Source organism: Streptomyces sp. HSG2 (assembly GCF_016598575.1).
Taxonomy (GTDB): Bacteria; Actinomycetota; Actinomycetes; order Streptomycetales; family Streptomycetaceae; genus Streptomyces.
Genome location: NZ_CP066801.1, coordinates 5225241 through 5240277, shown reverse-complemented (window position 1 = coordinate 5240277; position 15037 = coordinate 5225241). Strand labels below are relative to the sequence as shown.

The 15037-nt window shown below is 68.5% G+C and carries 15 protein-coding genes and 2 pseudogenes; 7 read left to right on the top strand and 10 right to left on the bottom strand.

Annotation, left to right across the window (positions count from 1 at the left end; all coding sequences use genetic code 11):
• Positions 1–15 precede the first annotated feature (15 nt).
• Positions 16–846 carry an IS5 family transposase gene (locus JEK78_RS22820; protein ID WP_200259770.1) on the top strand — a complete coding sequence of 277 codons (831 nt, stop codon included), beginning with the start codon at positions 16–18 and terminating at the stop codon, positions 844–846.
• Positions 843–1265 carry a hypothetical protein gene (locus tag JEK78_RS22815; RefSeq protein WP_200259772.1) on the top strand — a complete coding sequence of 141 codons (423 nt, stop codon included), beginning with the start codon at positions 843–845 and terminating at the stop codon, positions 1263–1265. Before JEK78_RS22820 ends, JEK78_RS22815 begins: the two co-directional genes overlap by 4 nt.
• A gap of 45 nt (positions 1266–1310) precedes the next feature.
• Here JEK78_RS22815 and JEK78_RS22810 read toward each other — a convergent pair whose 3' ends face one another.
• Both JEK78_RS22810 and JEK78_RS22805 read right to left on the bottom strand, forming a co-directional pair.
• Complete coding sequence (locus tag JEK78_RS22810; protein WP_200262031.1) at positions 1311–2012, bottom strand: IS3 family transposase; 702 nt, start codon at positions 2010–2012, stop codon at positions 1311–1313.
• A complete protein-coding gene (locus tag JEK78_RS22805; protein ID WP_173266951.1) occupies positions 2009–2320 on the bottom strand; it encodes a transposase in 312 nt (103 codons plus the stop codon). Before JEK78_RS22805 ends, JEK78_RS22810 begins: the two co-directional genes overlap by 4 nt.
• A 141-nt stretch (positions 2321–2461) precedes the next feature.
• Here JEK78_RS22805 and JEK78_RS22800 point away from each other — a divergent pair, with 141 nt between their 5' ends.
• Entirely contained in the window at positions 2462–2851 is a 390-nt protein-coding gene (locus tag JEK78_RS22800; RefSeq protein ID WP_200262030.1) for a hypothetical protein, read from the top strand.
• An 18-nt stretch (positions 2852–2869) separates the two neighbouring features.
• On the opposite strand, the gene JEK78_RS22795 is transcribed toward JEK78_RS22800, so the two are convergent.
• Positions 2870–4306 carry a PLP-dependent aminotransferase family protein gene (locus tag JEK78_RS22795; protein ID WP_200262029.1) on the bottom strand — a complete coding sequence of 479 codons (1437 nt, stop codon included), beginning with the start codon at positions 4304–4306 and terminating at the stop codon, positions 2870–2872.
• Between the two features lie 76 nt (positions 4307–4382).
• Between JEK78_RS22795 and JEK78_RS22790 the strand changes: the two genes are divergently transcribed.
• Together JEK78_RS22790 and JEK78_RS22785 are read left to right on the top strand one after the other, a co-directional pair.
• Complete coding sequence (locus JEK78_RS22790) at positions 4383–5240, top strand: DMT family transporter (protein WP_242483196.1); 858 nt, start codon at positions 4383–4385, stop codon at positions 5238–5240.
• Positions 5241–5474: 234 nt separating this feature from the next.
• Entirely contained in the window at positions 5475–5774 is a 300-nt protein-coding gene (locus JEK78_RS22785) for a transposase (protein ID WP_200262027.1), read from the top strand.
• Positions 5775–5993: 219 nt separating this feature from the next.
• Here JEK78_RS22785 and JEK78_RS22780 read toward each other — a convergent pair whose 3' ends face one another.
• The 3 genes and pseudogenes from JEK78_RS22780 to JEK78_RS22770 all read right to left on the bottom strand — a co-directional run bounded on the left by JEK78_RS22780 (position 5994) and on the right by JEK78_RS22770 (position 8372).
• Positions 5994–6416 carry a hypothetical protein gene (locus JEK78_RS22780; protein ID WP_200259772.1) on the bottom strand — a complete coding sequence of 141 codons (423 nt, stop codon included), beginning with the start codon at positions 6414–6416 and terminating at the stop codon, positions 5994–5996.
• Positions 6413–7241: pseudogene (locus JEK78_RS23825) on the bottom strand (IS5 family transposase). The gene JEK78_RS22780 and the pseudogene JEK78_RS23825 overlap by 4 nt, the downstream one beginning before the upstream one ends.
• 456 nt (positions 7242–7697) lie before the next feature.
• Positions 7698–8372: a transposase gene (locus JEK78_RS22770; protein WP_242483447.1), complete on the bottom strand. Its 675-nt coding sequence runs from the start codon at positions 8370–8372 to the stop codon at positions 7698–7700.
• Positions 8373–8553: 181 nt separating this feature from the next.
• On the opposite strand from JEK78_RS22770, the pseudogene JEK78_RS23600 reads away from it, so the two are divergent.
• Positions 8554–8883 (top strand): annotated as a pseudogene (locus tag JEK78_RS23600) (hypothetical protein); the annotation flags it as partial.
• Positions 8884–8914: 31 nt separating this feature from the next.
• Here JEK78_RS23600 and JEK78_RS22765 read toward each other — a convergent pair.
• Positions 8915–10116, bottom strand: a protein-coding gene (locus JEK78_RS22765; RefSeq protein WP_200259843.1) for an IS3 family transposase whose coding sequence is annotated in 2 segments (ribosomal slippage) — positions 8915–9825 and positions 9825–10116 — 1203 coding nt in all. Because the reading frame shifts where the segments join, the coding sequence is not laid out codon by codon here.
• Between the two features lie 43 nt (positions 10117–10159).
• Between JEK78_RS22765 and JEK78_RS22760 the strand changes: the two genes are divergently transcribed.
• A complete protein-coding gene (locus tag JEK78_RS22760) occupies positions 10160–10330 on the top strand; it encodes a hypothetical protein (protein WP_200264325.1) in 171 nt (56 codons plus the stop codon).
• Positions 10331–10346: 16 nt separating this feature from the next.
• Here the strand turns inward: JEK78_RS22760 and JEK78_RS22755 are convergent, their stop codons facing one another.
• Genes JEK78_RS22755 through JEK78_RS22750 form a run of 3 tightly spaced genes read right to left on the bottom strand, consistent with a single transcriptional unit; the run spans position 10347 to position 14949 of the window.
• A complete protein-coding gene (locus JEK78_RS22755) occupies positions 10347–12413 on the bottom strand; it encodes a site-specific integrase (protein ID WP_200262026.1) in 2067 nt (688 codons plus the stop codon).
• Positions 12414–12439: 26 nt separating this feature from the next.
• Positions 12440–13504 (bottom strand): tyrosine-type recombinase/integrase, encoded by a 1065-nt coding sequence (locus JEK78_RS23595; RefSeq protein WP_242483446.1) that lies wholly within the window; start codon positions 13502–13504, stop codon positions 12440–12442.
• The gene (locus tag JEK78_RS22750) at positions 13405–14949 is read right to left on the bottom strand and encodes a Tn3 family transposase (RefSeq protein WP_200262025.1); all 1545 of its coding nucleotides are present in this window, start codon (positions 14947–14949) and stop codon (positions 13405–13407) included. Before JEK78_RS22750 ends, JEK78_RS23595 begins: the two co-directional genes overlap by 100 nt.
• Positions 14950–15037: the final 88 nt, after the last annotated feature.

Here is a 15037-nt window from a genome sequence, read left to right as displayed (position 1 = left end):
CGCTTGGGTTGTGGCATGAGCATGCGCAAGCCGTACCCGAGTGATCTCACCGATGAGCAGTGGGAGCTCGTCGAACCCGTGATCACGGCGTGGAAGGCCCGGCATCCGTCGGTCAGCGGGCATCAGGGGAAGTACGCGATGCGGGAGATCGTGAACGCCATCCTCTACCAGAATCGCACGGGGTGTCAGTGGGAGTTCCTGCCCCACGACATGCCCCCGCCCGGAGCGGTGAAGTACTACTTCTACCTCTGGCGCGACGAGGGCACCGACCAGGACATTCACGACCTGCTGCGCTGGCATCTGCGAGAGAAGCGGAAACGATTAGCCGACCCGAGCCTGGTGATCCTGGACACGCAGAGCATCCACGCCGCAGTCGGCGTCCCGGCCACGACGACCGGCAAGGACGCCGCGAAAAGGGTGCCGGGGAGGAAGAGATGCCTGGCCGTGGACGTACTGGGCCTGGTCGTGGACTGCGTCGTCCTGCCCGCCTCCGCGCACGAGAACACCGCCGGCATCGCCCTGCTGGACGGTGTCGCCGGGCAGTGCGACACCGTGGCCAAAGCCCTGGTCGACCAGGGCTTCAAGAAGAAGGTCGTCGATCACGGCAAGAACGTGGGCATCGACGTCGAGATCGTCGAGCGCAACCCGGCCGGCAAGGGCTTCGTCGTGCAGGCCAAGCGGTGGATCGTGGAGCAGACGAACGGGATCCTGATGTTCTACCGCCGTCTCGTACGCGACTACGAACACCGGCCCGCCTCCTCCCGATCCCGCGTCTTCTGGGCGATGACCTCCGTGATGAGCCGCCGACTCACCGGAGCCACCCTCGCTTCCTGGAGGACCACGTGAGCGAGAACCCACAGGTCAAAGCCATCCTGGAACACATCGAAACCCGCGAGCGTGAACTAGCCGACCAGGCCGGGCAGTTCCGGGACCGCATCGAGGAGCTCAGAGTGCGGCTCGGCGAGATCGACGCGGAGAGCGAGAACCTGCGCATCACCCGCAAGACCCTCCTCGCTCTCCCACTGCCCACACCCGCCACTGAGCCGGACCGCCCCGACATCCCGGACCACCCCGCCTACCAGCAGATCCTCACCGCCCTGGCCGACGAGGGCCGACCGATGCGCGCCCGCGACCTCTGCCAGGCCCTCGACCTGCCGACCCTCCCGAAGAACACCGAAGGCATCCGCTCCAAACTGAAACGCCTGGTCAGCCGCGGCATCCTCGTCGAACCTGAACCCGGCTTGTTCACCCGCCCCGAGACCTGAAGGCCACCCCGAACCCACGACCAGCGGTCCTTCCCCAACCCTCAATCACGAAACGGACAAGAGCTCACGTTCCGCACTCTCATAGCTGTCCGCGACGGACCCCACCGACGCGGAAGCCCCGACCTCCGTGAGACGTTCCGTATAGCGAATGGACACGTATTGCGACCCTCTGTCGCTGTGGTGGATGAGCTGGGCGTCCTTCTTGATCTTCTGCCTCCACAGCGCCATCTCCAGCGCGTCCAGTGGCAGGTCCGTGCGCATGTGCGTGGCGGCCTGCCAGCCCACGATCCGGCGTGAGTACGCGTCCAGGACGAACGCCACGTAGACCCACCCCGACCATGTGCGGATGTAGGTGAGATCTGCCAGCCAGAGCTGGTTGGGCCGCTCGGCGGTGAAGCGGCGGTTGACCAGGTCCGGCGGGCGCGGCGCGGCCGGTTCGGGGACCGTGGTGCGGCGGCGCTGTCCGCGGATGACGCCCTCGATACCGAGCTCGCCCATCAGCCGCTCGACCGTGCAGCGGGCGACGCGGTGGCCGGCGCGGACCAGCGCGCGGGTGATGCGGCGGGCGCCGTAGGTGTGGCCGGAGTCCTCCCAAACGCCTGTGATTAGCGGAATCAGCTCCTCATCGCGGAGCCGGCGAGCCGACTTCGGCCGCGTCTTGCGCGCGAAGTACGTCGACGGTGACAGGTCCAGCACCCGGCAGACGGGATCGACCCCGAGGCCCTTGTCGCGCAGGTGGTCGATCACCTGCTCGGCCTCGTCCGGGGACGGTCGATCTCCTGGGCAAAAAACACCGAGGCGGCCTTCAGGATTTCGTTGGCCCGCCTCAACTCGGCATTCTCCTTTCGGAGTTCCTTCAACTCCTCGCGCTCGGCAGTCGTCAGCCGGTCGTCGCGTTCACCGGCGTCCGCCTCGGCCTGGCGGACCCAGCCGCGCAGGGCCTCCTTGTGGATGCCAAGGTCGCGGGCGACGTGCGCGATGGGACGTCCGCTCGAGCGGACCTCGCGCACCGCGCGCTCACGCAGCTCATCAGGATATTTACGGGGTGCTGGCATTGCTCGTGGTTCTCCTTACGCCTGGAAGCGTAACCCAAGCTTCAGGGACTCCACGAGAACCAGTGCAGCTCATTTCCCCGCTCGCAGCATGCCGAGGCGGCCGAATATGCCGCCAGCCTGCTGGCAAAGGGAAGCCAGGTGATGCTGCAGCCCTACCTCGATGCGATCGACCTGGAGGGCGAGACCGATCTCATCTACTTCGACGGCACCTACAGCCACGCGATACGCAAGAGCGCGATGCTGGGGGCGGACGGCACGGTCAACGTCCCCCTAATGGAGTTTCGTAAGGCGCGTGTCGCCGACAAGGGCGAGCGCGCCGTCGCCTCCGCCGCTCTCGACGCTGCCGCGGCGCATCTACACTTGGACCAGCCGCTGCTGTACGGCCGCATCGACCTGGTGCGTGGGAGTGAGGGCGAACCTCTGGTTTTGGAGGCAGAGTTGTGCGAACCCTCGCTCAGCCTGCCGTTCGCCAAGACCGGTGCCACGCGGTTCGCCGAGGCGATGGCGGCCCGGCTTTCTCACCCCCGCTGAGGCGTCTGCCGCAGGCCGTCACCGCTCGGCGAGGAGCGGCGCGAGGCGGCGGACCGCATCGTCAACGTCCGCTGCCGACGGCGCCCCCACATAGCTGAGCCGGAAGTGTGGGGTGCTGCTGTCGACGGGGTAGTAGTGATCGCCCGGAGTGAGAGCGACGCCGCTGACCAGCGCCGCCGCCGCGAACTCCGCTCCGTCGAGGTGGCCAGGGAGCGACACCCACAGGTGGTAGCCGCCCCGCGGCCGGACCGTCAGGGCGTCTGGTCCGAAGGTCGCCGTCACCGCGCCGACGGCGACCTTCCGCCGGTGCTCCAGGGCTGTGGCAAGAGCCGCCAGGGAACGCCGCCAGGCTGGTGCCGTCACCAGCTCCAGCACCGTGTACTGCAGCGGCGCCGGCACGAACATGGTGTCCACGACGTGGGCCGAGCGCAACCGCGCCATCACCGGCCCGCGGGCGGCGAGCGCGCCGACGCGCAGGTTAGGTGAGGCCACCTTCGTCAAGGAACGGATGTGGACGACTGTACCGTCGGGGTCGTCGGCGATCAGCGGGGGCGGTGTCGGCCCGGCGTCGGCGTGTCCCATGTGACGGGCGAAGTCATCCTCGATGACGAATGCCCCGTGCCGACGGGCGATTTCGCGGATCGCTTGCTGCCTCTGCACCGGAAGACTGGCCCCACTGGGATTCTGGAACAGCGGCTGGACGATGACGATACGGGCCCGGGTACGGGTGAGGGCGTCGTCGAGGTAATCGGTGCGCAACCCCTCCACGTCCAGTGGGACCGGGATGGTTCGCAGTCCAGCGGCATGCGCGGCGGCCATGGTGCCGGGGTAGGTGGGCGACTCGATGACCACTGGATCGCCGGGCTGTCCGAGCGCGCGCAGGGCCGTCGCCAGGGCGCTCTGCCCGCCGCCGCAGACAAGGATGTCGTGCCGCCCCAGACCGCCACCGATGTCGGCCGCAAACCAGTCCCGCAGTTCCGGCACCCCGCCAGCGGGCGGGCGGTTCCACGCCTCGGGACGCCGGGCGGCGCGGGAGAACGCGGTGCTGAGGTGGGTGAGCGGCTGCAGACCAGGGTGCAGGTAGCCCCCGTTGAGGTCGACGACGTCGGGACCTGGGGAGGCAAGCGCTCCCAGCAAGGCGGGTGCCTTATATCTGCGGGTGGTGCCGGTCGCCGAGTCGATGTTGTTGGTCAGTTCCAGGGCCGCCTCCTGCCAGGACGTGTCCCCGGGCCGGGGCATCGGCCGCGTCTCGGTGCGATAAGTGCCGGCGCCCGGACGGGAGGCAATGAGGCCCCGTCCGGCGAGATGCGCCAGCGCCTCGGAGACGGTGGTGGCACTCACCCCGAAGCGGCGTACCAGTTCGCGGTGCGTGGCGATCCGCGTTCCCGCCGGTTGACTCTCGATCTCCGTCGCGAGGACGCTGGCCAACACATGCGAACTGCTATCGTGATTCATGACACAGGATCGTAGCGCTATCGTCAACGCGCCAATAGCGCCATCATCGTCACCCACGCCTTCGCGACCGTCGGCGATGCGCGACGGCACCTTCTTCGCCGCCCTCGGCGTCCTCAGCTTCTCCTTCAGCTTCCCCGGGACAGTCTGGGCCCTGGACGGCTTCGGCCCCTGGAGCGCCACAGGGGTTCGCGGTGTGCTGGCCGCCGTCATCGCTCTCACAGCGCTCCTCCTGACACGGGCACCCATCCCGGCCCGGGCCGACTGGGCCGCCCTCGCCGTTGTAGCTGGCGGCTGCGCCATCGGGTTCCCGCTGCTGACGACCCTGGCGCTGCAGACCTCCTCGACGGCACACTCGGCGGTCGTCATCGGGGCACTCCCGATGGCCACGGCGAGCATCTCCGCCTTCCGCACCCGGCGCCATCCCTCGAAAGCGTTCTGGGCGGCCGCCGGCACCGGCGCGGTCACCGTCATCGCTTTCACGCTCTCGCAGAACCACGGCCGCCCGAGCCTTGCCGACCTCTATCTCTTCGGGGCCCTGCTGGTCTGTGCGGCCGGCTACGCCGAGGGCGGCCGACTCTCGGCCCGCATGCCGGGCTGGCACGTCATCGCCTGGGGGGTGACGCTCTCCGCCCCCGTCAACCTGCTGGTGTCCGTCCTGGCGCTGCCGCACGAGCCAGTGCACCTGACCGCCAAGGCCGTCGCCGGTATGGCCTACATCGCCGCCATCTCCCAGTTCGGCGGCTTCGTCGTCTGGTACAAGGGCATGGGCCTGATCGGGGTGGCGCGCGCCAGCCAACTCCAGCTTGCCCAGCCACTGCTGACGCTCGTGTGGGCAGTGCTCCTACTCGGTGAGCACTTGACCGCCACCGTGCCCCTCACCGCAGCGGTGGTGCTCGCCTGCATCGTTGTTACCCAGCGTGCCCGGACGTCCTGATCGGGCCGACCGCTGATCCCCCTGCCCGTCGTCCCCGCGGCCGCAATGCGCGTGCCCACTGTTCCCGGCTGCTCCCGCCAGGCCGGTGAGAGGGTTTGTGTGTCCTCCATCCTCATCCCAACAACCGCTTCCTCGGGATGGGCCCCCGATGGCTCCCCGGAGGCAGGACGAGTTGTATCCGGACTCGTTGAACGTCTGGTCCCCGACGAACTGTGGGACCTCTTCCGCGAGGTCGTGCCCCCGACAGTCGTCAGACGCCCGCAGGGCGGCGGCCGCCGCAGGGCCGACGACCGGGAGGTGCTGGCGGCGATCTTCCTGGTAGCGAGCACCGGATGTACCTGGCGGCAGCTGCCGCCGGTCTTCGGGCCCAGCTGGCCGACCGTCTACCGGCGGTACAACGAATGGAGTCAGGCCCATGTCTGGCCCCGCCTGCACCAGACCGTTGCGGACCGGATGGGCGAGTGCGAGGCTGCACACTGGTCCCTGCTCGCCATCTCTTCCGTATCGCTGAGGACGGGCCAGAGCAGCAAATGAGGTGGCGCCAGCTGGACGTCAGGCCGGGCAAGCACGGTGCGGGCGGCGTGCCCTCCCGCCAGCACGGCACTCCCATAGGTAAGCGCTGTGCTGCCCCGTAAGCCACACCCCACGATAAGAAGAGGCGCCCGAAGCCATAAGAGTGCGGAACGTGAGCTCTTGTCCGTTTCGTGATTGAGGGTTGGGGAAGGACCGCTGGTCGTGGGTTCGGGGTGGCCTTCAGGTCTCGGGGCGGGTGAACAAGCCGGGTTCAGGTTCGACGAGGATGCCGCGGCTGACCAGGCGTTTCAGTTTGGAGCGGATGCCTTCGGTGTTCTTCGGGAGGGTCGGCAGGTCGAGGGCCTGGCAGAGGTCGCGGGCGCGCATCGGTCGGCCCTCGTCGGCCAGGGCGGTGAGGATCTGCTGGTAGGCGGGGTGGTCCGGGATGTCGGGGCGGTCCGGCTCAGTGGCGGGTGTGGGCAGTGGGAGAGCGAGGAGGGTCTTGCGGGTGATGCGCAGGTTCTCGCTCTCCGCGTCGATCTCGCCGAGCCGCACTCTGAGCTCCTCGATGCGGTCCCGGAACTGCCCGGCCTGGTCGGCTAGTTCACGCTCGCGGGTTTCGATGTGTTCCAGGATGGCTTTGACCTGTGGGTTCTCGCTCACGTGGTCCTCCAGGAAGCGAGGGTGGCTCCGGTGAGTCGGCGGCTCATCACGGAGGTCATCGCCCAGAAGACGCGGGATCGGGAGGAGGCGGGCCGGTGTTCGTAGTCGCGTACGAGACGGCGGTAGAACATCAGGATCCCGTTCGTCTGCTCCACGATCCACCGCTTGGCCTGCACGACGAAGCCCTTGCCGGCCGGGTTGCGCTCGACGATCTCGACGTCGATGCCCACGTTCTTGCCGTGATCGACGACCTTCTTCTTGAAGCCCTGGTCGACCAGGGCTTTGGCCACGGTGTCGCACTGCCCGGCGACACCGTCCAGCAGGGCGATGCCGGCGGTGTTCTCGTGCGCGGAGGCGGGCAGGACGACGCAGTCCACGACCAGGCCCAGTACGTCCACGGCCAGGCATCTCTTCCTCCCGGCACCCTTTTCGCGGCGTCCTTGCCGGTCGTCGTGGCCGGGACACCGACTGCGGCGTGGATGCTCTGCGTGTCCAGGATCACCAGGCTCGGGTCGGCTAATCGTTTCCGCTTCTCTCGCAGATGCCAGCGCAGCAGTCGTGAATGTCCTGGTCGGTGCCCTCGTCGCGCCAGAGGTAGAAGTAGTACTTCACCGCTCCGGGCGGGGGCATGTCGTGGGGCAGGAACTCCCACTGACACCCCGTGCGATTCTGGTAGAGGATGGCGTTCACGATCTCCCGCATCGCGTACTTCCCCTGATGCCCGCTGACCGACGGATGCCGGGCCTTCCACGCCGTGATCACGGGTTCGACGAGCTCCCACTGCTCATCGGTGAGATCACTCGGGTACGGCTTGCGCATGCTCATGCCACAACCCAAGCGAACCCCGAACGCCTGACCGGCAACGATGCCCCAACGTCACACCATCGAGCGATGACAAGACCGACAGAACGCCACATACCGCACTCTAAGAGGTGGCTTCGGGCGCCGCTTCGGCTGTACGGCCGCAGAAGTGGTCACGCGAGTACCTGGAGGAGCTGGGTAAAGTTGCGGCACCGGCCGCCGTCGCAGAAGAGGACGCCGGGCTCGCTCTTGTGCATCCAGCACAACATGCACAGGCCGCTTCGGTGGACCTGGCGGTTTATCCAGTAGGCGAGTTCGATGCCGGAGCGGTGGGGGCCTCACGGTCATCGTCCGGCAGACGCCACCACGCGGGTGAGGCCAGCACGGTGGCCCAGGCATGGGCCTGGGGCAGCCACGTGTCGGTGTCGCGCCAGGCGAGATGCCGGTGCGGCCCGGTCCCGGGCCTGTAGCGGACCAGGTTCATGCGCTCTCCACGGTGGATCGGGCGGCGTCGCTGTCCGCGGCCCGGGGCCCCGGAACGGCCGCCGCGGCGAGGTTGAGGCGGGCGTCCATGTCGAGGTTCACGTCGCCGTAGGGCCGGACGTGGGACCAGAACAGCGGGGTCAGACCGCGCCGATCGGCAGGGGTGAGGAGGTCCGCCCACTCCGGCTCACCGAGGATGTTCTGAAGCATCAGGGTGTTCACGTAGACCAGGGCGGACTGGAGGATGCGCAGGCACAGGACGAACATCTCCTGTTCGTCGCGCCGGTTCGAGGCGATCTCTCCGCCCTTGCCGTAGGCGATCACGGAGTTGGCGCCGTTGGAGGACTCCATGACGTTCAAGCCCTCCTCGATCTCCCGCTGAAGATCCCGCAGCCGCAGATAGCGGGCCACGAAGATGGTTTTCTGCGCGCGGCCGACCTCCAGCATGGCCGCGTAGGTGGGGTGGGAGGCGTTGCGGGTGAAGCGGCGCAGGATCGCCTCGGTGGACGCGGTCCGGGTCCGGATCGCGGTCGCATACTTGATCATCTGGTCGTACTGCTGGGCGATGAGTTCCCAGCGGATCGGGCGGGTCAGCGCCGGGACCAGCTGCGGGTAGGCGTCCGGGGCGCCGGCCGTCGGCCGGTACAGCTTCACCTTGTTGATCCGCTTGATCCTGGGCAGCAGGTCGAAGTTCAGCAGCCTCGTGATGCCGAACCCGATCTCCGACTTTATGTGGACAGTTCAAGTTGATCTTCCTTCGGGTTGCCGCTCGGGCCGTTGGCGGTGTTGGCGCGGGCCGGAGAAGCCGCGCGCATAAAGTGAGATCTTCGATGGAGTGGCAGGGGTGGAGGCCGTGGAAATCACCGTCCAGTGGATACGGACGTCCTGGACGAAACAGTCCCGCGGCGGAGAGGCCGCCGCCCGTAGGAACGCGGCCCCTGTCGGCTTCACTGTCCCGCCTGTGCCGCCCTCGTTTGCGCACGTGGTCCGCATGCATGAACGAGACGGCTTCGAGCCCCATGGCGTCGAGGAAGACCTGCGCAAGGTTGACGTCCAGCTTCGCGAAGCCGACGGCCGGCTGCGCGTCCTTCCCCGAGTGCAGCCCCTGTTCGCCATCCCACCTCGGCCGCGACGGCCCCCGGCCGTGCGTCTTGCCTCCGGCCAGTGGGTCCGCTGGCAGCTCAAGGGCCTTGACCCCGAATCCTGGACACGGGCTATGCGGCTTGAGCCAGCGTAGTTGATGTTGCGGCGAGTGCCGTCTCGTAGGCGATCGGGCTGCGTTGTCCGAGTCGTGAGTGGCGGCGTCGGGTGTTGTAGCGGTTCAGCCATCGGAAGGCGTCGAGCCGGGCTTCGCGCTCGCTGGACCAGCTCTTGCGGCCTTGGAGGGTTTCCCGCTTGAACGTCGCGTTGAAGGACTCGGCCAGCGCGTTGTCCGCCGAGCTGCCGACCGCGCTCATGGACTGGCGGACACCGGCCTTCGCGCAGGCGTGGGCGAAGGCCCGACTGGTGTATTGCGCCCCGTGGTCGCTGTGCATGACGGCCCCCGCGAGGCTGCCGCGGGTCCGTATCGCCGCGTCCAGGGCATCGGTGACGAGCTCGGTCCGCATGTGATCGGCCAGCGCCCATCCGGCCAGGCGGCGCGAGGCGAGGTCGATGACCGTGGCGAGATAGAGGAACTTCCCACCTTCCAGCGGGAGATACGTAATATCGCCGGCATACCTGGTGTTCGGCTCCGTGGCGGTGAAGTCCCGGCCGATCAGGTCGGGCGCCTTCGCGGCGGCCGGGTCCGGGACCGTGGTGCGGTGTCTGCGGCGCAGGCGCGTCCCGGCGATACCGGCAGTGCGCATGAGGCGGGCGACGCGCTTGTGGTTGACGCGCTCACCGTCCTCGCGGAGCTCGGCGGTGATCCTGGGGACACCGTAGGTGCCGTCCGACTCCCGGTGGACGGTTTGGATCCGTGCGGCGAGCTGGGCGTCGGCCGCCCGGCGGGCCGCCCGGTCCGGTGCGGTCCGGCGCCAGTAGTAGAAGCTGGAGCGGGCGATGCCCAGGACCTGGCACAACCGCTTCACGCCGTATCGGCGCTGGTGGTCGCAGACGAACTGGAAGCGGTTCACCAGCGCGTCTCCCCGGCGAAATACTTCGCGGCCTTCCGCAGGAGCTCGCGTTCCTCCTCCAGCTCGCGGATCTTCTTCCGCGCGGCGGCGAGCTCTGCCTGAAGCGAAGACTCCGGCACCGCCGGACCCTCCGGGCGGCGGCCACGGGGACGGGCGGCACCGGCCGCCCGGATCCAGTTCCTCAGCGTCTCCGGGTTGACCCCCAGATCAGCGGCGACCGACTTGATCGTCGCCCCGGGCCGCGACTCGTACAACGCGACCGCGTCCGCCTTGAACTCAGGCGGGTAGTGCTTCATGACCACGGGACATCCGTTCTCCTGGACCTTCAAGATCCAAGTGTCTCGGGTGTCCAGGATCCGGGGTCAAGGCCCCAACTACCGTTTCAGCAGTGCGGCGGGTGTGCGGGACTGGTCGTACTGGCTGGACACCTTCAACATCGCCTATGGCCCGGTGGATGCTGACGTGTTCTTGTCGGAGCCCACTGTCCACGTTGACGAGCAAGGACCGCTCCGCTAGCTCCGCCATGGGGTGATCACGCACTGGAGCCGTCCTCCTCCGCTGCCGCGTTGATCGGCTGGCTGAGGTCGGCCAGGAGTCTTTCGATACGTTCGCTGGTGCAGCGGTGACGCTCGACCTCCCGGTCCCAGCCGCGTTCGGCCGCGTCGTGGGCGAGGGCCTCCTCGACCTCCCGCCGTGCGCGCAACCTCGGCGCGTATTCGGGGGTAGTCACGAACTTCGCGCAGGTCAGGTAGAGGTCGCATTCGCAGGGGCCTTCAGCGGGGAGGCGGAGGCAGCGGCCCAGCTCGAGCTCGGTCTTGAAGAAGTTGGTCTTGAGCCAGTCGATCGACGTATCGGGCAGTGTGCCGCTGCGCAGTTCCTCGGCGGCCGGGCCGGCGATGGTGGCGCCGGGGCCGAGCACGGCCTTGTAGTCGCGCAGGACCTCCTGGTCGCTGATCTGCGCGTAGACGAGTGCCATGTTCACCGAGGTGTGTCCGAGGACCTTCATGATGGTGTGGAGCTTGGCGCCGCGTTCGGCGAGCTGCGTGCCGACGGTGTGGCGGAAGCGGTGAGCGGAGACGGTGCCGCGGCCGGTGCCTCCGCGACCGCCGGGGCGGACCAGGCCGACGGCCTTGCAGGCGGCCTGGATCGGGGTCTCGAACAGGTAGTACGTCGACAGCAGCTTGCCGTGGCTCATGAACAGGTAGCGGATCTCCTCGCCGGTCCGCTCGTCGGTGAACGGCCGCTCCGGTGCGTTCCTGCGCAGGTCAATGACCTTTTGCAGGGCCTCGGCGGCGTCCTCGTGCAGGGGGACGACGCGCTCCTTGTAGGTTTTGCGGCCGGACAGGCGAAGCCGGGCGGTGCCGTTGGGATAGCGGTCCAGGCAGTCCAGCGGCAGGCGCTGGATCTCGGTGCGGCGGGCGCCGGACCAGCGGGCGACCAGCAGGGCGGCCCGCTGGAACGGGCAGGAGATAGCATTGATGGCGGGCATCAGCCGGTCGAGGTCCTGTTCGGGGATGAACCGCGGAACTTTCTCGGTGTACTTCGGTGCGTCCCCGGCGCCGATGAGGGTGTGGCCGGGCACGTCGTCGTACTGCCAGAGCGCGGTGTCCCGGAAGAACTGTGAGAGCCCGGAGATCCGCTGGATCCGCGACATGACGCCCAGCGGCTTGCCTGTGCTCTTGGCCGGCGCCTCGGCGAGGTGACCGATCCAGTCCAGGCAGTGCTGGCGGGTGACGTCGGCGAAGGTAGTGATGCCGGGGTGGTGCTCGCCGAGCCAATGGCCGAAGACCCGCACCGCGAGTTCCAGCTTGTCCACCGTCGAGGGCGCGTCAGTCAGCTTGCGGGCCGCCAGCCACCTCTCCGCGACGGCCAGCATCCGCGGCGGCAGCTTCAAGGGCTCCTTCCACGAGGGCATCAACTTGCGCGGCTGGGTGGCGACCTGGCCGCGGTGGAAGAGCACTACCTCCAACTGGTGCAAATGGGTGATCCAGCCCTTCGCCGGCCCTTCGTAGAACTGCTGGGCCGAGGGGTAGAAGGCCGTGAACTCGGGGTCCTCGGGGAAGAGCCGGATCGCCTCCAGCATCTCGGCGATGTGCTCGCCGGTGATTTCGTTGACGTCGGTCAGGCTGTTGCGGAGCACGATGCGGGCCACCGACCAGGACATCGCCTGCCGCGCGGCCGGGCCGCTGTAGCCGAGTTCGAGGGCCTCCTCGACCAGCGCCGTGGTGCCCAGGTCGATCCCGGCGAGCGCAGCCTGGTCGTGGACGCGCAGTTGGTCGACGGCGAACATCCACCGGTAGTCGAACGTCGCATATCCGCGCAGGCCGAGGTAGGTCAGGTAGGGCCGGGCCCTGTGCGAGGACGGGAACGAGGGCCGGTGGAAGGACTCGCCGGGCCGTCGGCCCACTCGCTCGACCAGCGACTCGGCGAACCAGGCGGCCAGGTCCGGCCACCGCTCGCGAAAGGCGCGGTAGTAGCGCAGTTTGGCGTTGAGGTAGTGGTGGTTGAAGCCGTCCTGACCGCGGACGAACTGCACGTACTCGCCATCGGGGCAGTGCCGTGGACGCTGTCGGCGGATCGTTTCCGGGCTGGCCGTCATGGCCGCGGTGGAGGTGGGGCCGCCCCTCATTCGGTGATCTCCCGCGGCTTGCCCAGGGCGTCCAGGGCCCGGTGGTAGTCGGCGACGACGGCGGGGTCGGAGACCCGGGTATAGAGGCGAGTCGATTCCGGCGAGGCGTGACCGAGCCGCTTCTGCAGCGTCAGCTCCCGCATCCCGCCCTCCCACATGCGCGTCGCGTGCGTATGGCGCAGGGCATGCGGCGTCACCCAGGGCTCGCGGATGCCCGCCCGGGTGCAGGCCCGGGAGAACATCCGCACTAGCCCGTCGTAGCCGAGCGGCTCCAGGCGCCGGGTGCCGCGGCCCCCGATCAGGAACACCAGCTGGCTGTCGGCGTCCTGCGGACGCTCGTTCATCACGTAGGCACTGACCGTGGCCAGGGTCTCCGTCTCGTGCAGGTCGACCACCCGCTCCTGGCGGGACTTCGACCGAGCCCCCTTGGGATGGTCCTCGCGGTGCCGGACCACCACGCGCCGCCGACCGTAGGCCAGATCATCCAGATGCAGGCCGAGAACCTCGCCAGGCCGCAGCCCACCGTTCAGCATCAGCAACACGATCGCCCGGTCACGCAGTCCACGCAGCTGCGCGAGCAGTGACTCGACCTGCTCGTCGTCCAAGGGACGGGGCACCCGCTGGACGGTCTTGACGCGCACCGCGCGGCGGACCGGACGCTGCCGGCTCGCGCGCCCCATGAACGGGCGGTGCCGCTCGGAGACCCGCTGCAGCGCGGGGTCGGGGCGCTTCTCGATTGGATTGGCCCGCTCCAGCAGCCCGGCCAGGATCGCGTACTCATAGAACGAGGACACCGCGGCCAGGATCCGGTTCACCGTGCTCGCCGCGAGCTTGGTCGCCGGACCGTCGGCGCCCATCGTCACCACCGACAGCGTCATCCGGCGACGAGGCCGACGCGAGGGCACCGACCGCAGGTACTCCAGCAGGGCGATCGCGTCCGGAGGGCCGAAGCGGTCCCAGCTCAGACTCCGGCTCTCGAAGAACCGCCAGAGATGACGTAGGTCGTAGGCGTACGAGACCAACGTGTTCGGCGAGCAGTCCCGGGCCTTGAGGAACCGCAGGAACCCCGCAACGACCTCGACCGGGTCCTCGTTCTCGTCGAGCAGCTCGACCACGGTCGAGCCGTCCTCCTGACACCGCTGCCGTACGCGCACGGACGCCCCCAGGGCCATCGCACCTGACGACCGTGACGGCCGCCCCCGACCCTCAACGAGGGGCAAGGTGTCCAGGTAACCAAATGGCCATGACTGTCGGTGTAGTTGGCCTCGACGTCCATGGTGGTGCCGTGCCGCATCGCGCCCTCGACCATCGCGGCGACCTCGGAGGCGGTGCAGTTGATCAGCTGGGAGTGGATGGCCAGGGACTTCTTCTCCACGTGCCAGTAGATGAGCACCCCGCGGCCGCCGTAGCGGGAATGCCACTCGGTGAACAGGTTCTGGTCGTAGGCTCGCACGTGCGTGGAGTCGGAGGCGACCGCGGTCGAGCCCTGGCCCCACAGCTCGGTGCTGCGGGCGGCGAAGGTGGCGTTCGCGATGTTCACGGCGATGGCGCGGGCGGACTCCGCCGAGAGGTAGCGGCGGCGGACGTAGCGCAGTTCGTCCTCGGTGTGGCCGTGGCCGCCGGAGGCGACGGCCTTGATCCCGGTGTTGGTGCCGTAGGCGTAGATCACCAGCAGCAGGCGCTCGGCCAGGACCTCCGCCGAGAGGCTGCCGCCGCCGGAGACCGAGGTGACCGCGTCCAGGCACCCGGTACGCAGCACGGCCTCTTTCAGCATGTCGATGAGCGGCACGACACCCCACCGGCGCTGTACCTCGTTCTTGATCCGGCGCAGGTTCTTCGGCTCGGGCTGGGCCTCGGCCGGAGTCAGCCGGATCGCCCCGGACTTGCGCTCGGCGATGTCCAGCCAGCCCAGCTTGGGCATCCCGTCGTTCAGCAGCGTCAGCTCGGTGGTCATCTGCTCGCGCAGCTCGTCGACGAACACCGCCGCGTCCAGCGGCTTGCGCAGCTCGCGGTAGTGCTCCTCGCGCCGCTCGGCGAAGTCCTGCGGCAGATCGTCATCCGGGTTGCGCCACTTGTCGGCGCCGACGACCCAGATCTCCTTGCACTTGAGCTGGTCGCGCAGAGCCTGGAAGGCGACGACCTCGTAGACCATGCGCACCACCCGGCGCCGGCCGCGCTTGTCGGCGCGGTGGACGACCTCCGCCCAGTCCCCGCCCATCGCCTTGTGCACCGGCACCGTTTCGCCCAGCGGGTAGTACGTGGTGTTGCCCGCCGACGCATACCGGGCCACCAACGCCAACGCCTCGATCACCGGCCGGTGGGTGTGGTTGGACGAGCGGAACTCCAGCACGTCCAGCAGCCTGATCAGCCCGCGCCGGTAGTGGTTGGTGTACGACGCCTTCAACGTCGTCTGCACCGTGCGACGGTAGACAGGGCCGCGGGTCTTGAACTCGTGCACCAGCTCCCGCAGCGTCTGCTCCCCGCCGGACACCGCCGGGTAGACCACCTCACGGACTGTGCCCTCCGGCTCGCCGATCGACGCCTCAGCGAGCTTAGAGTGCGGAACGTGAGCTCTTGTCCGTTTCGTGATTGAG

Excerpts from the sequence above, each read along its gene's own strand:
- JEK78_RS22820 (WP_200259770.1), top strand. The coding sequence starts at position 16 with ATGAGCATGCGCAAGCCGTACCCGAGTGATCTCACCGATGAGCAGTGG.
- JEK78_RS22805 (WP_173266951.1), bottom strand. The coding sequence starts at position 2,320 with ATGCCAGCACCCCGTAAATATCCTGATGAGCTGCGTGAGCGCGCGGTG.
- JEK78_RS22800 (WP_200262030.1), top strand. The coding sequence starts at position 2,462 with ATGCTGCAGCCCTACCTCGATGCGATCGACCTGGAGGGCGAGACCGAT.
- JEK78_RS22795 (WP_200262029.1), bottom strand. The coding sequence starts at position 4,306 with ATGAATCACGATAGCAGTTCGCATGTGTTGGCCAGCGTCCTCGCGACG.
- JEK78_RS22790 (WP_242483196.1), top strand. The coding sequence starts at position 4,383 with ATGCGCGACGGCACCTTCTTCGCCGCCCTCGGCGTCCTCAGCTTCTCC.
- JEK78_RS22755 (WP_200262026.1), bottom strand. The coding sequence starts at position 12,413 with ATGACGGCCAGCCCGGAAACGATCCGCCGACAGCGTCCACGGCACTGC.